13 protein-coding genes are annotated in these 14,512 nt (G+C 63.4%); 9 read left to right on the plus strand and 4 right to left on the minus strand.

The features are described 5' to 3' along the window. Positions 1-999, minus strand: a complete 999-nt coding sequence (locus tag J2Y48_RS14360; RefSeq protein ID WP_310419812.1) for a LysR family transcriptional regulator — start codon at positions 997-999, stop codon at positions 1-3. Positions 1,000-1,274: 275 nt separating this feature from the next. On the opposite strand from J2Y48_RS14360, the gene chvE reads away from it, so the two are divergent. The 6 genes from chvE to araD all read left to right on the plus strand — a co-directional run bounded on the left by chvE (position 1,275) and on the right by araD (position 9,615). Beyond that, the gene (gene chvE / locus J2Y48_RS14365; protein ID WP_310419149.1) at positions 1,275-2,345 is read left to right on the plus strand and encodes a multiple monosaccharide ABC transporter substrate-binding protein; all 1,071 of its coding nucleotides are present in this window, start codon (positions 1,275-1,277) and stop codon (positions 2,343-2,345) included. 114 nt (positions 2,346-2,459) lie between these two features. Next, positions 2,460-3,995, plus strand: coding sequence for a multiple monosaccharide ABC transporter ATP-binding protein (gene mmsA / locus J2Y48_RS14370; RefSeq protein ID WP_310419151.1), 1,536 nt, complete (start codon positions 2,460-2,462; stop codon positions 3,993-3,995). Continuing rightward, positions 3,995-5,203 carry a multiple monosaccharide ABC transporter permease gene (gene mmsB, locus J2Y48_RS14375; protein ID WP_310419154.1) on the plus strand — a complete coding sequence of 403 codons (1,209 nt, stop codon included), beginning with the start codon at positions 3,995-3,997 and terminating at the stop codon, positions 5,201-5,203. The genes mmsA and mmsB overlap by 1 nt, the downstream gene beginning before the upstream one ends. A gap of 131 nt (positions 5,204-5,334) precedes the next feature. After that, positions 5,335-6,330 (plus strand): AraD1 family protein, encoded by a 996-nt coding sequence (araD1, locus tag J2Y48_RS14380; RefSeq protein ID WP_310419156.1) that lies wholly within the window; start codon positions 5,335-5,337, stop codon positions 6,328-6,330. 56 nt (positions 6,331-6,386) lie between these two features. Continuing rightward, entirely contained in the window at positions 6,387-7,820 is a 1,434-nt protein-coding gene (locus J2Y48_RS14385; RefSeq protein WP_310419159.1) for an aldehyde dehydrogenase family protein, read from the plus strand. Between the two features lie 49 nt (positions 7,821-7,869). Further along, positions 7,870-9,615: an L-arabinonate dehydratase gene (araD, locus tag J2Y48_RS14390; protein ID WP_310419162.1), complete on the plus strand. Its 1,746-nt coding sequence runs from the start codon at positions 7,870-7,872 to the stop codon at positions 9,613-9,615. Positions 9,616-9,726: 111 nt separating this feature from the next. Here the strand turns inward: araD and J2Y48_RS14395 are convergent, their stop codons facing one another. After that, entirely contained in the window at positions 9,727-10,140 is a 414-nt protein-coding gene (locus J2Y48_RS14395) for a type II toxin-antitoxin system VapC family toxin (RefSeq protein ID WP_310419166.1), read from the minus strand. Continuing rightward, positions 10,137-10,376, minus strand: coding sequence for a type II toxin-antitoxin system prevent-host-death family antitoxin (locus J2Y48_RS14400; protein ID WP_310419169.1), 240 nt, complete (start codon positions 10,374-10,376; stop codon positions 10,137-10,139). The genes J2Y48_RS14395 and J2Y48_RS14400 overlap by 4 nt, the downstream gene beginning before the upstream one ends. A gap of 174 nt (positions 10,377-10,550) precedes the next feature. On the opposite strand from J2Y48_RS14400, the gene J2Y48_RS14405 reads away from it, so the two are divergent. Continuing rightward, positions 10,551-11,441 carry a DMT family transporter gene (locus J2Y48_RS14405; RefSeq protein ID WP_310419172.1) on the plus strand — a complete coding sequence of 297 codons (891 nt, stop codon included), beginning with the start codon at positions 10,551-10,553 and terminating at the stop codon, positions 11,439-11,441. Positions 11,442-11,508: 67 nt separating this feature from the next. Here the strand turns inward: J2Y48_RS14405 and J2Y48_RS14410 are convergent, their stop codons facing one another. Continuing rightward, complete coding sequence (locus J2Y48_RS14410; RefSeq protein ID WP_310419175.1) at positions 11,509-13,047, minus strand: DEAD/DEAH box helicase; 1,539 nt, start codon at positions 13,045-13,047, stop codon at positions 11,509-11,511. 417 nt (positions 13,048-13,464) lie between these two features. Here J2Y48_RS14410 and J2Y48_RS14415 point away from each other — a divergent pair, with 417 nt between their 5' ends. Beyond that, positions 13,465-13,911 (plus strand): host attachment protein, encoded by a 447-nt coding sequence (locus J2Y48_RS14415; protein ID WP_310419179.1) that lies wholly within the window; start codon positions 13,465-13,467, stop codon positions 13,909-13,911. Positions 13,912-13,993: 82 nt separating this feature from the next. Then, on the plus strand, positions 13,994-14,503 hold the full coding sequence (locus J2Y48_RS14420) for a c-type cytochrome (protein ID WP_405030231.1): 510 nt from the start codon (positions 13,994-13,996) through the stop codon (positions 14,501-14,503). Positions 14,504-14,512 lie beyond the last annotated feature (9 nt).

The following is a 14,512-nucleotide window of genomic DNA, read 5'->3' on the forward strand; positions in this document are numbered from 1 at the left end:
TCAGCGGTGCGTACGGTCCGGGAAGAGCATCCGGGCGCGCTGCAGAATCAGATCATAGAACAGCTTGGCGCTCGGCGGCAGCGCCCGACCTTTCACGGCGATGAGGCTGTAGGGCTTGATATCGATGTCGAAGTCGGTGTTGAGGATGCGTACCTCGCCCGGACCGCCGCCTTTTTGCGTGACGAACTCGGCCATGTCGCGGGCGATCGGAGCGATGGCATTGGAGGAGCAGACGAGCGCAACGGTCAGGAGCAGCGAGGCGGTGTTGACCACCGTCGTCGGCAGAGGGACGCCAGCGGCAATGAACAACTCCTCCACGCGGCGGCGCAGGAGCGTGCCGGGCGGCTGGAACACCCAGTCGTAGGACGGCAGGTCCGAGAGCGACACGGCCCGCTTGTCCAGCAGCGGATGGCCGCGGCGCACGATCAGACAGGCCTTCTCTATGCCGATCTCCTGGACGTTGAAGAGACGCGGATCGAGATCGTCGGGCACACGGGCGATGATGAAGTCATGCTTGGCCGACAACAATTCGCGCGCGAGCACGTTGCTCGTCTCGATGCGGACATTGACCTCGATGCCCGGATAGGCGGCGCTGACCTGCTGGATCGCCGGCACCGCAAGGCTGATCGCCGGTGCGGTCACGGTGCCGAGGAACACCGTTCCGCCGGCACCGGATTTCAGTGCGCTGATCTCTCGATCGACTTCGTGCAGTTCGAGGAGGATGCTTCTCGCCCGTCGGGCAAAGGCCCGTCCGAACTGCGTCAGTTCCACGCCGCGCGAAGCGCGCTCGCACAGTTGGGCCTTAAGGATCCCCTCCATTTCCGTCAGCATTCGCGAGGCGGCGGGTTGGGAAATGTTGAGGGCCGCGGCGGCGGCGCTGATCTGCCTGTGGTCGTCGATTGCGACGATCATCCGCAGATGGTTGAGTTTCAGGCCGGAGCGCAGCAGGCCGAGCCCGAGTTGTTCCTCGCTCGGCTTTTCCGGCAATGGGCTGTCGATGTTGTGCAACTGCTGCGAGCCTTTCTAAAAATCATACCATTCAGTTTTTTTATATCAAAAATGGCATGGTAATAGAACCTTATTGTATTTGACAGTTATGGCAATTCGGTAGAGGTTTTCGCCAGGTGCGCTCGTGCCCGAGGGAGTGTGGGGGCCGGAAGGGTTTTTATCCTTTTCCTCCGTTGGAGACCGTCGTCTGCAGCAGCGGGCAACGAAGCACTGATTACGGTCCGAACCATGGGGCGGGCCTGGCAAAACAAGGGAGAGATTTGCCAATGAAATTGATCACCTCGCTTCTCGCCGCGGCTGCCATCAGCGTGGCGTCCTTCGCCGTGCCTGCATTTGCCCAGGACAAGGGCACCGTCGGTATCTCCATGCCGACCAAGACCTCGACCCGCTGGATTTCCGACGGCGAGACCATGGAGAAGCTCTTCAAGGAAGCCGGTTATTCGCCGGACCTGCAGTTCGCCGACGACGATATTCCAAACCAGCTCGCCCAGATCGAGAACATGGTCACCAAGGGCGCCAAGGTGCTCGTGATCGGCGCCATCGACGGCACGACCCTCTCCGACATCCTCGCCAAGGCGCACGACGCCGGCGTCAAGGTCATCGCCTATGACCGCCTGATCCGCGACTCGGGCAATGTCGACTACTACTCCACGTTCGACAATTTCCAGGTCGGCGTGCTGCAGGCAACCAGCCTCGTCGACGGCCTGAAGGCGAAGTTCGGCGATGTGAAGCCGTGGAACGTCGAGCTCTTCGGTGGTTCTCCGGACGACAACAACGCCTTCTTCTTCTATGACGGCGCCATGTCGGTTCTGCAGCCGCTCATCGACAGCGGCGACGTCGTCATCAAGTCCGGCCAGCAGGGCATGGACCAGGTCGGCACGCTGCGTTGGGACGGTGCGGTCGCCCAGGCCCGCATGGAAAACCTGTTGTCCTCGACCTACACCGATGCGCAGGTCAACGGCGTGCTTTCGCCCTATGACGGTCTTTCCATCGGTATCCTCTCGGCGCTGAAGGGCGTCGGCTACGGCTCGGGCGACCAGAAGATGCCGGTCGTCACCGGTCAGGACGCCGAGTTGCCGTCGGTCAAGTCGATCCTCGCCGACGAGCAGTTCTCGACCGTCTTCAAGGACACCCGCGAACTGGCCAAGGTCACCGTCGGCATGGTCAATGCCCTCATGGACGGCAAGGAGCCGGAAGTGAACGACACCAAGACCTATGACAACGGCGTCAAGGTCGTTCCCTCCTACCTGCTGAAGCCGGTTGCTGCCGACAAGTCCAATGTCAAGGACATCCTGGTCAGCTCGGGTTACTACACGGAAGATCAGATCAACAACTGATCGTGCACCGAGCAGGGTCCGCGATCCGTTGCGGGCCCTTTTTTCTCGATGGGGAAGACTGTAGTCTCGGCAGTTGTGATCCATCGCTTGAAGACTGCCGCGGAATGCTTGGACATGGACAACATCATTCTCGAAATGCGGAGCATCACCAAGACGTTTCCAGGCGTCAGGGCGCTCGACAATGTCAGCTTCAAGGTCCGCGAAGGGGAGATACACGCGCTCGTCGGTGAAAACGGGGCCGGAAAGTCGACCCTGATGAAGGTCCTGAGCGGCGTCTATCCCGCCGGCACCTACGAGGGCGAAATCCACTACGACGGCAAGCCGCGCAGCTTTTCGACGATCTCCGACAGCGAAGAGCTCGGCATCATCATCATCCATCAGGAACTGGCCCTCGTGCCGCTCCTGTCCATTGCCGAGAACATCTTCCTCGGCAATGAGATCGCCAAGAACGGTGTGATCCAGTGGCCGCAGACCTTCGCCCGCACCCGGGAACTTCTCAAGAAGGTCGGCCTGACCGAATCCCCCGCGGCCCTCATCACCGACATCGGCGTCGGCAAGCAGCAGCTCGTGGAGATCGCCAAGGCGCTCTCGAAAAAGGTGCGGCTGCTGATCCTCGACGAGCCGACCGCCTCGCTCAACGAAAAGGACTCCGATGCGCTCCTGAAGCTGCTCATGGAGTTCCGCAACCAGGGCATGACCTCGATCATCATCTCGCACAAGCTGAACGAGATCAAAAAGGTTGCCGACAAGATCACCATCCTGCGCGACGGCGGCACGGTGGAAACGCTGGACTGTCACAAGGAGGACGTCAGCGAAGACCGGATCATCAAGGGCATGGTCGGCCGCGACATGGAGGACCGCTATCCATCGCGTGAGCCTGATATCGGCGAAACATTGCTCGAGGTGAGGAACTGGAACGTCTTCCACCAGCAGCACCGCGACCGCCAGTTCCTGCACGATGTCAGCTTCAACGTCCGCGCCGGCGAGGTGGTCGGCATTGCCGGCCTGATGGGGGCCGGCCGCACCGAGACGGCGATGAGCATCTTCGGCAAGTCGTGGGGCCACAAGATCACCGGCGAAGTGAAAATGCGCGGAAAGCCGGTCGATGTCAGCACGATCCCGAAGGCGATCGATGCGGGGCTCGCCTACGTCACCGAGGACCGCAAGCATCTCGGTCTCGTGCTGATCAACAACATCAAGCAGAACACGACGCTTTCGAACCTCGACGCAGTCTCGAAGAACGGCATCATCGACGACCACAAGGAAACGAAGGTCGCCACCGACTACCGCTCAAAGCTGCGCATCCGCTCGCACTCGATCTACCAGGAGGCCGTCAACCTGTCCGGCGGCAACCAGCAGAAGGTCGTGTTGTCGAAGTGGCTGTTCACCAAGCCCGACGTGCTGATCCTCGATGAACCGACACGCGGCATCGATGTCGGCGCCAAGTTTGAAATCTATACCATCATCAACCAGCTTGCAGCCGAGGGCAAAGGCATCCTGATGATCTCGTCGGAGATGCCCGAGCTGCTCGGAACCTGCGATCGCATCTATGTCATGAATGAAGGACGCATCGTCGCGGAGCTTTCCCGGGAGGAAGCAAGCCAGGAATCGATCATGCGCGCCATCATGCGCTCCGGGGGGAAACACTAATGGTCGCCGATACCAGCGCTCACACCACCAAACCGTCCATCGGGGACTATCTCAGGAACAATATCCGCGAATACGGCCTTCTCGTCGCGCTCGTTGTCATCATGGTGTTCTTCCAGATCGTCACCAACGGCGTGCTGTTCCGTCCCGTGAACATTACCAACCTCGTGCTGCAGAACTCCTTCATCGTCATCATGGCGCTGGGGATGCTGCTGATTATCGTGGCCGGGCACATCGACCTGTCGGTCGGCTCGATCGTTGCCTTCATCGGCGCGATATCGGCGATCATGCTGGTGAAATGGGGGCTGCCGGCGATCATCGTCGTTCCCGCGTGCCTTATCGTCGGCGGTATCATGGGGGCTGCGCAAGGCTATTGGGTGGCCTATCAGAAAATCCCCGCGTTCATCGTCACCCTTGCCGGCATGCTCGTCTTCCGCGGCATGACCTACGTGGTGCTCGGCGGCCGGCCGATCGGTCCGTTCCCGAAGGAATTCCAGATCCTGTCGACTGGCTTCGTGCCCGACTTTTTGTATTTCCTCAATCCGGCACCCGAGACGATCAAGAACATGGTCGCGCTCGTGGCGGTCCTGGTCCTCGTCGGACTGGCGATCTGGTCCGGCTTCCGCAACCGCCAGATCAACGAGATGCATGGGACGGAAAACGAGCCCTTCGTCTTCTTCGCGATCCAGATGGCCGTCATCGCCGTCGTGGCGCTGTTCATCGGCTTCCAGCTGTCCACCTATCGCGGCTTGCCGAACGTGCTGATCGTCATGGGCGTGCTGATCGCGCTCTACTCGTTCCTCACCACCCGCTCGACGATCGGCCGGCGGATCTATGCCATGGGCGGCAACGAGAAGGCGGCGAAGCTCTCGGGCATCAACACTGAACGGTTGACCTTCTACACCTTCGCCAACATGGGCGTGCTCGCAGCTCTTGCCGGCATGATCATCACCGCGCGCCTGAACTCGGCGACCCCGAAGGCGGGCGTCGGCTTCGAGCTCGATGTGATCGCGGCCTGCTTCATCGGCGGTGCCTCGGCGTCCGGTGGCGTCGGCAAGATCACAGGTGCCGTGATTGGCGCCTTCATCATGGGCGTGATGAACAACGGCATGTCGATCATGGGCATCGGCATCGACTACCAGCAGCTCATCAAGGGCCTGGTGCTCCTCGCTGCCGTGTTCTTCGACGTCTACAACAAGAACAAGGGCTGATCGGCCTCGGCCGGACAGCCGGACAAGTCATCTGAAGATTGGGCCGCGCGGCGGTCGGACGGCGCGGCCCGGACCGCTTCGGTGGCGGAGCGTTGCCGACAGGTGCCCGCCGGAACGTAAGGAAAGTGAACATGCTGGTATCGCAGTTGAAGAATGCCGATGGCTCGATCACCGTCGTCGTCCGCGAAGAAGGGCAGGGCGGTCGCGCCGTGAAGGGAGCCGCGAGCCTTCATGCGCTCGCCATGGAAGCCGCCGATGCCGGCAAGAGCCTCAAGGACGTGATCGACGCCCATGGGCTTGGCGATGCGGTCGACGTGGAAAGGGCCTATGCCGAGGGTCGGCTGCTCTCGCCTATCACCCATCCAGATCCGGGGCACCTGCACCTGACTGGTACCGGCCTGACCCATCTCGGCTCGGCCGCCACGCGCGACGCCATGCACAAGAAGACGAGCGAGGCGGCCGAGGAGACGCTCACCGACTCGATGAAGATGTTCCGGATGGGGCTTGAGGGCGGCAAGCCGAAGCCCGGCGAAAAGGGCGTGCAACCCGAGTGGTTCTACAAGGGCAATGGCACGCAGGCGGTCGCGCCGGGGGCAGCGCTGACGTCACCCTCCTTTGCCGCGGACGGCGGCGAGGAGCCGGAGATGGCGGGCATCTACGTCATCTCCTCGAAGGGCGTGCCGTTCCGCCTCGGCTTTGCCGTCGCCAACGAATTCTCCGATCATGTCACCGAGCGGGTGAACTATCTCTGGCTCGCGCACTCAAAGCTGCGGCAGGCAAGCTTCGGCCCGGAGATCCGGATCGGCAAAGCGCCGGACGACATTCGCGGCTTCTCGCGCATCCTGCGCGACGGCAAGGTCCTGTGGGAGAAGCCGTTCGTCTCCGGCGAGGCCAACATGTCGCACACTTTCGCCAACCTCGAATACCACCATTTCAAATACGGACTGTTCCGCCAGCCCGGCGAGGTGCATGTTCATATGTTCGGCACGGCAACGCTCTCCTTCGGTGACGGCATCCGCACCCAGAAGGGCGACGTGTTCGAGATCGGCGCCGATGGTTTCGGCTTGCCGCTGCGCAATTCGCTGGCGGTCGCCGAGGAAGAAACGGTCGAGATCAAGCAGTTGTAACCGGACGCGCCGGCGCATCCGCGCCGCCGCCGACAAGTGGCAGGAGGGCAACGCCCATGACCATCCACCAGAACCTGATCGCCGGCGAGTGGGTCGGCACCGAGGCGGTGAAGAACATCAACCCGTCGAACACCAACGACGTGGTGGGCGAATATGCGCGCGCCTCCGCCGACGACGCCAAGGCGGCGATCGCCGCGGCCAAGGCGGCGTTTCCGGCCTGGTCGCGCTCGGGCATCCTCGAGCGGCACGCGATCCTGAAGAAGACCGCCGACGAGATCATCGCCCGCAAGGACGAAATCGGCCGGCTGCTCGCCCGCGAGGAGGGCAAGACGCTGCCGGAGGCGATCGGCGAGACCGTTCGCGCCGGGCAGATCTTCGAGTTCTTCGCCGGCGAAACGCTGCGCCTTGCCGGCGAGGTGCTGCCGTCGGTGCGGCCGAACATCGGCGTCGAGATTACCCGCGAACCGGTCGGCGTCGTCGGCATCATCACGCCGTGGAATTTTCCGATCGCCATTCCCGCCTGGAAGATCGCGCCGGCGCTTTGCTACGGCAACACCGTCGTCTTCAAGCCGGCGGAACTGGTGCCCGGCTGCGCCTGGGCGATCGTCGATATCCTGCACCGCGCCGGCCTGCCGAAGGGCGTGCTGAACCTCGTGATGGGCAAGGGCTCGGTCGTTGGCCAGGTGATGCTCGACAGCCCCGACGTGCAGGCGATCACGTTCACCGGCTCGACGGTCACCGGCAAGCGGGTCGCCGCCGCCTCGATCGAGCATAACCGCAAGTTCCAGCTGGAGATGGGCGGCAAGAACCCGTTCGTCGTGCTCGACGATGCCGACCTGACCGTTGCCGTCGAGGCCGCCGCCAATTCCGGATTCTTCTCGACCGGCCAGCGCTGCACGGCGTCCTCTCGGCTGATCGTCACCGAGGGCATCCATGACCGGTTCGTCGCCGCGCTGACGGAGAAGCTGAAAAACCTCGTCGTCGACGACGCGCTCAAGGCCGGCACCCATATCGGCCCGGTGGTCGACGCGTCACAGCTGAAGCAGGACACCGACTATATTGAGATCGGAAAGGGCGAGGGCGCGACGCTCGCCTACGGCGGCGATCTCCTGAAGCGTGACAATCCCGGCTTCTACCTACAGCCTGCGCTCTTCACCGAGGCCACGAACGACATGCGCATCAGCCGCGAGGAAATCTTCGGGCCGGTCGCCTCCGTGATTCGGGTGAAGGATTACGACGAAGCGCTGGCGTTGGCCAACGACACGCCGTTCGGTCTCTCCTCTGGCATCGCCACGACCAGCCTGAAGCACGCCACGCACTTCAAGCGCAACTCGGAGGCCGGCATGGTGATGGTCAACCTGCCGACCGCCGGCGTCGACTTCCATGTGCCCTTCGGCGGCCGCAAGGGCTCCTCCTACGGCCCGCGCGAGCAGGGCAAGTACGCCAACGAATTTTATACCACGGTCAAGACTGCCTACACGCTGGCCTGACCCAGTGCCCCGGCACTGGCCGGGGCGTCTCTCGCAAGGACGAAACGAAATGAAGAAGAAAGCTGAATGGCCGCGCAAGCTGCGGTCGCAGGAGTGGTTCGGCGGCACCGGCAAGAACGCGATCATGCATCGCTCCTGGATGAAGAACCAGGGCCTGCCGGCGGACACGTTCGACGGGCGGCCGATCATCGGTATCTGCAACACCTGGTCGGAGCTGACACCCTGCAACGCGCATCTGCGCGATCTCGCCGAGCGCGTGAAGCGCGGCGTCTACGAGGCGGGTGGTTTCCCGGTCGAGTTTCCAGTCTTCTCGTGCGGCGAGAGCACGCTGCGGCCGACGGCGATGATGTTCCGCAATCTGGCGGCGATGGACGTCGAAGAGGCGATCCGCGGCAACCCGGTCGACGGCGTCGTGCTGCTTGGCGGTTGCGACAAGACCACGCCGAGCCTGCTGATGGGGGCGGCCTCGGTCGACATTCCGGTGATCCTCGTCTCCGGCGGGCCGATGCTGAACGGCAAATGGCGCGGCAAGGACGTCGGCTCCGGCACGGCCGTCTGGCAGTTCTCGGAAATGGTGAAGTCCGGCGAAATGACGCTGGAGGAGTTCATGGATGCGGAGCAGGGCATGGCTCGCTCGGCCGGCAGCTGCATGACGATGGGCACGGCCTCGACCATGGCCTCGATGGCCGAGGCGCTCGGCATGACGCTGCCCGGCAATGCCGCGATCCCCGCCGTCGACGCCCGGCGCCGGGTGATCTCCCAATTGTCCGGCCGGCGCATCGTCGAGATGGTCAAGGAGGATCTCAAGCCTTCGGACATCCTGACCAGGCAGGCCTTCGAGAACGCGATCCGCGTCAACGGCGCGGTCGGCGGCTCGACCAATGCGGTGTTGCACCTGTTGGCGCTCGCCGGCCGCGTCGGCATCGATCTTACGCTGGACGACTGGGACCGGCTTGGCCGCGACGTGCCGACGGTCGTCAACCTGCAACCGTCCGGCAAGTACCTGATGGAGGAGTTCTATTATGCGGGCGGCCTGCCGGTCGTGATCAAGGCTGTCGGCGAGATGGGCCTCTTGCACAAGGACGCCATCACCGTCTCCGGCGACACAATCTGGAACGGCGTCAAGGACGCGGTGAACTACAACGATGACGTTATCGTGCCGCGCGACAGGGCGCTGACCAAGTCTGGCGGCATCGCGGTGCTGCGTGGCAATCTCGCGCCGAAGGGTTGCGTGCTGAAACCGTCCGCGGCCTCGCCGCACCTGATGCAGCACAAGGGCCGTGCTGTCGTTTTCGAGAGCATCGAGGACTACCACGCCCGCATCAACCGCGACGATCTCGACATCGACGAAAACTGCATCATGGTGCTGAAGTATTGCGGGCCGAAGGGCTATCCCGGCATGGCGGAGGTCGGCAACATGGGGCTGCCGCCGAAGGTGCTGAAGAAGGGCATCACCGACATGATCCGCATTTCGGACGCGCGCATGTCGGGCACGGCCTACGGCACGGTCATCCTGCACACCGCACCGGAAGCCGCCGACGGCGGGCCGCTGGCGCTGGTGCAGAACGGCGACATGATCGAGGTCGACGTTCCCGCCCGCTCGATCCGCCTCGATATTTCGGACGCGGAACTGGAACGCCGCCGTGCTGCCTGGGTCAACCCGGTGCAGCCGCTGGTCGGCGGCTACGGCGGCCTCTACGTGAAGACCGTCATGCAAGCCGATACCGGCGCCGACCTCGACTTCCTCGTCGGCGCGCGCGGGGCCGGCATTCCGATGGACCGCGACAGCCATTGAGCGAACATCGACTTGAAAGCGGGTTCATCGATCCCGCTTTCGGTCGTACGCGTGGGTTATGTGGACACGAGCCGATTGAATGCCGGCAGGTTCCAGTAGCAAGTGATTAGCTCACTCGCCTCTGACGGGCACTCCGATTCTCACGGCAGCGGTGGCAAGTGCCAGATCCCTGGTGGCAAGGGCGGCACCCCTTCGTGCCGCCAGTTCCAAATACGCGGCGTCATAAACCGTTAACTTTTCGGCTCTTGCAAGCGCAAGAATTTCATGTGTCGCTCGCAGGGCTGTTTGAGGATCGATTTCGAGCGGCAACTGACTGATCAATTCCAGGCGCTGGGTAACGGACGCGGCGGTGATTCTACCTCGCCGTTCAGCTTGGAGGAGTGCATTGCTAATTTCGAGATGAAAAAGGGAGGGGACCAAACCACCTGTTGTCGCGACTTCTTCGCCAATCCGGTCGGTCTCTTCGCTTGCCTCGTCTTCGAAACACCATGAGAGCGCGATCGACGCGTCGATAACGATACTCATCGACGCCCTTCGTCGCGCAGGTCTTTCCAGGACAGGTCGTCGCCCAACGTGGATTTTCGACGGAGTTCCTTCAGTTCCGCGAAGGCTTTTGCCGCCGAAGAGCTTTCTGCACTGGCGACGGCAACAAGCCTGGCCACAGATTTCCCATGCTTGGTGATCACGATTTCCTCGCCGCGCGCGGCCCGGTCCAGCAGTGAGGAAAACTGCGATTTCGCATCGAATGCGCCGATCTTCATACCACGCTTCCCTAAGAAAACAGGCCAGAAATTTAGGGCAGAATTACCCGCATGGCAATGCCTGCGACCGGGGATGTGCTGAATTAAACTCAATGCAAGCTTCAATGCTTTGCTTTTGACGCCCGAACGCTGTTTCGTTACAGCCCGGAAAACCCTTCAGCTCCGAGTTTTCCCATGTCCCTCGACCGCCTGGCTCCGGCCCTGTTCGTGCTGCTCTGGTCCACGGGCTGGGTGGTGGCAAAGTTCGGCGCCATCTACTCCGATCCGCTAACGTTCCTCAGTGTGCGCTATGTCGCGGCTGCGGTGCTGTTTGCCATGCTCTGCAGGCTCGCCGGGGTGCGGTGGCCGAGGGACCGCGTGACGATCTTCCATGCCGTCGTCTCCGGCGCCTTCCTGCACGGCTTCTATCTGGCGGCGGTCTGGTGGGCGGTCGGGCAGGGCGTGCCGGCGGCGCTCTCCGGCATCATCGCGGCGCTGCAGCCGCTGATGACGGCGCTGGCGGCGCCCTATATCATCGGCGAGAGGCTGTCGCCGATGCAGAAGCTCGGGATCGTGCTGGGCTTTGCCGGCGTTGCCCTTGCCATCTTCCCGAAGTTCGCCGGGGTCGGCGGCGCCGATATCCCGACCCTGGCGCTTGTCGTCAACGTTCTCGGCATGACCTCGGTCACCTACGGCACGATCTACCAGAAGCAGCACCTGCATACCGGTGACATCCGCGCCATTGCCACGCTGCAGTATCTCGGGGCGCTGGTCGTGACCTTGCCGCTCGCCTACCTGCTGGAGCCGTTAGAGATCCAGCTGTCCTGGGAGTTCCTGGCCCTGCTCGGCTGGTCGGTGCTCGGCATTTCGATGGGGGCGGTGCTGCTTCTGCTCTACCTGATCCGCAGGGGGCAGGTCTCGCGCGCGGCCTCCCTCATCTACCTCGTGCCGCCGCTTGCGGCGATCGAGGCGGCGATCGCCTTCGGAGAAGAACTGACGGTGCCGATGATCGTCGGCACGGCGATCGTCGTGGCCGGCGTCTACCTGGCCAATCGCAAGGAAGTGCGCACGGCACCGGCGGAGTAAGGCTCACCTGCCTGAAACAAAATGGCGAGCCGAAGCCCGCCATCCGCACTTTCATTGAAGGACCGGATCAGGCCTGTTCGCGGCGCTGGCCGTTCGGGCGGCGCGACTGGCTGCGGTTGCCACCGTTGTTCGACCCGTTGCGACCGCCGCCGTGGTTGCGGTTGCGGTGATCGCCCTGCTTCTGGGCCGGGCGGCCGGGGGCGTGCCGGTTCGGCGCGCCGTCTTGGGCGGCGTGTTCGCCGCGGTCCTGGCGCGGTTCGTGCCGCTTCTGCGGACGGTCGGAGAAGCCGCGATCGACGATCTGACCCTCTGCCCGGGCCGTAGCCGGACGCTCGCCATTGCGCTGCTGGCCATTGGCGCCGCGGGCGCCCTGGCCCTGCGGCCGGGGCTGGCGATGCTGGCCGCCATTGCGCTGGCCGCCGCCATTGCCGCCGCGACCCTTGCGCGACTTGCCGCCGGGACCGGGAAGATCGACCGGGGCCTCGCCGCTGGCGACGGCGATCGAAATGCCCATCAGCTTTTCGATATCGCGCAGCAGACGGATGTCGTCGGGCGCGCAGAAGGCGATCGCGATGCCGTCGCGGCCGTTGCGGGCGGTGCGGCCGATGCGGTGGACATAGGCGTCCGGCACTTCCGGCAGGTCGTAGTTGTAGACGTGGGTGACGCCGGGAATGTCGATGCCGCGCGCGGCAACGTCGGTCGCCACCAGCACGCGGATCTCGCCGTCGCGGAAACCCTTGAGCGCGCGCTCGCGCTGGCCCTGGCTCTTGTTGCCGTGGATGGAGGCCGCCTTGAAGCCGACGTGGTCGAGATGCTTCATCAGCTTCTCGGCGCCGTGCTTGGTGCGCGAGAAGACCAGCGACAGGCCGTCCGGATTGTCGGTGAGCGACTGCTTGAGGATCTGCGTTTTGTGGTCCTTGCCGGGCACGAAATGCACGTATTGCTCGACCTTGTCGGCGGCCTTGCCGGGCGGCGCCACCTCCACCTTCATCGGGTTGGTCAGGTATTCACCGGCAAGCTCGGCGATCAGCTTCGGCATGGTGGCGGAGAACAGCAGCGTCTGGCGGTTCTTCGGTACCAGCTTGGAGATCTTGCGCAGGTCGTGGATGAAACCGAGGTCGAGCATCTGGTCGGCCTCGTCGAGGACCAGATAGCGGCCCTGCGTCAGCGTCACCGACTTGCGGGCGACGAGGTCGAGCAGGCGGCCCGGCGTGGCGACGAGAATGTCGGTGCCGCGGCTCAGCATTTCCGACTGCTTGTTGATCGAGGCGCCGCCGACGACGGTGACGACACGCAACGGCGTCTTCTTGACGAAGTCGCGCAGGTTGTCGGCGATCTGGTTGACAAGCTCGCGGGTGGGGGCAAGCACGAGGGCACGGATGTTCCTCGGATCGGGACGGCGGCCCTCGGCGAGCAGGCGTTCGATCATCGGCAGGCCGAACGCCGCCGTCTTGCCGGTGCCGGTCTGGGCAAGGCCGATCAGGTCATTGCCGGCGAGCACCAGCGGAATTGCCTTCTCCTGGATGGGGGTCGGTTTGTCGAAGCCGAGCGCGGACAGCGCAGCCAGAACATTGTTCGACAGGCCGAGGTCGTGAAAAGTGGTCAAATCAATAGCCTTTCGGGGCGCCAAACACATCGACCGGACGGGCACCATGCCGATCCGGTTTCGTCTGGCGTCAAGAACCCCGCGTGATCTGGGAACTTGTGGTTGATAGAGGCGTCTGGCGCAGTCTTCCGCGCGCTGGCGGAACAATTCAATTGCGCGCATCCTTCTTCCGCGATCCAATCGGGGACTTCGCAGGGCTCGCTCACGCGGCGGCCGGAAGGTAACGCTGCCCCATGTCATGTTTTTGGGCCGGAAAGTCAAGTACTAGTTTTCGCAGGTGCAGCATCTCCGCGCCACCGCCCCGGGAAGGGAACCCCGGCCCGAACCTCGCGTTGCACCTAGGCATGGCACGCTATCGAGATGCCACGGGCCGCGGCAACGGATGCTGCAGCCGGGAACCGCCAAGGAGTGAAAACGATGACGACAACCTGGATCCTCGCCGCCGACGGTAACCAGGCTCGCCTGTTGAAGGGCGTCAATTTTCTTAAGGACGGGCAGAAGAGCCCGGAGCAGGAAATCTTCCGCAGCGAACCGAAGAAGGCGCAGGAGATCATGAGCGACCGGCCGGGGCGTAGTTATTCCTCGCATGGGCCGGGCCGCTCGGCGATGGAATACACCAGTGATCCGGTGCGCGACGAACAACAGAAGTTCACCGCCGAAGTGGCGGACAAACTGGAGTGCTATGCCGAAGCTGGTGCCTTCGATCGCCTGATCGTCTGCGCGGCGCCGCAAACCCTCGGCGCCTTGCGCTCGATGCTCGGCGTGAAGTCGCGAGAGAAAACGACCGCGGAGATCGACAAGGACTTCACGAACCTGCCCACCGAAAAGCTCGTCTCCTCGGTGCGGTCGATCATGTTCGAGTAGCGGCTTTCCTACCCCCATTGCCTGAATTGTCGGCGCGTGGCGATGCTTGATATCGTCGCGCAACGTGCAGGGGAGGCCGCGCATGCGCACGCATCATGCCTTTGTCTTGTCTATGTTGTTTCTCTGTCCGGTGACAGCAGCGCAGGCGGAAACGCCCGCCGAGCGGGGCAGGTACCTGGTGCAGTTCGGCGGCTGCAACGATTGCCATTCGCCGGGGTATTTCTTCGGCAAGACGACGCCCGAAACCTTTCTGTCCGGGTCGGACGTCGGATTTCAGCTGCCGCAGGGAACCTTTGTCGGCCCGAATTTGACGCCGGATGTCGAAACCGGGCTCGGGAAGTGGTCCGAGGCGGAGATCGTCACCGCGCTACAGACCGGCGTCAGGCCGGATGGCCGCGTGCTTGCTCCGATCATGCCCTGGCACGCCTTCGCCAAGTTGACGCCAGAGGATGCCGCGGCGATCGCAGCCTTCCTGAAGTCCTTGAAGCCCGTTCAGCACAAGGTTCCCGGCCCGCTTGGCGTCGGTGAGAAGGCCACCTTCCCGGTGATGACGATCATTGTGCCGGAAGGCGCGGCGTCACCAGCAAAGTGAGCGGCTGGG

It is taken from the genome of Mycoplana sp. BE70, from assembly GCF_031455855.1.
Classification (GTDB): domain Bacteria; phylum Pseudomonadota; class Alphaproteobacteria; order Rhizobiales; family Rhizobiaceae; genus Mycoplana.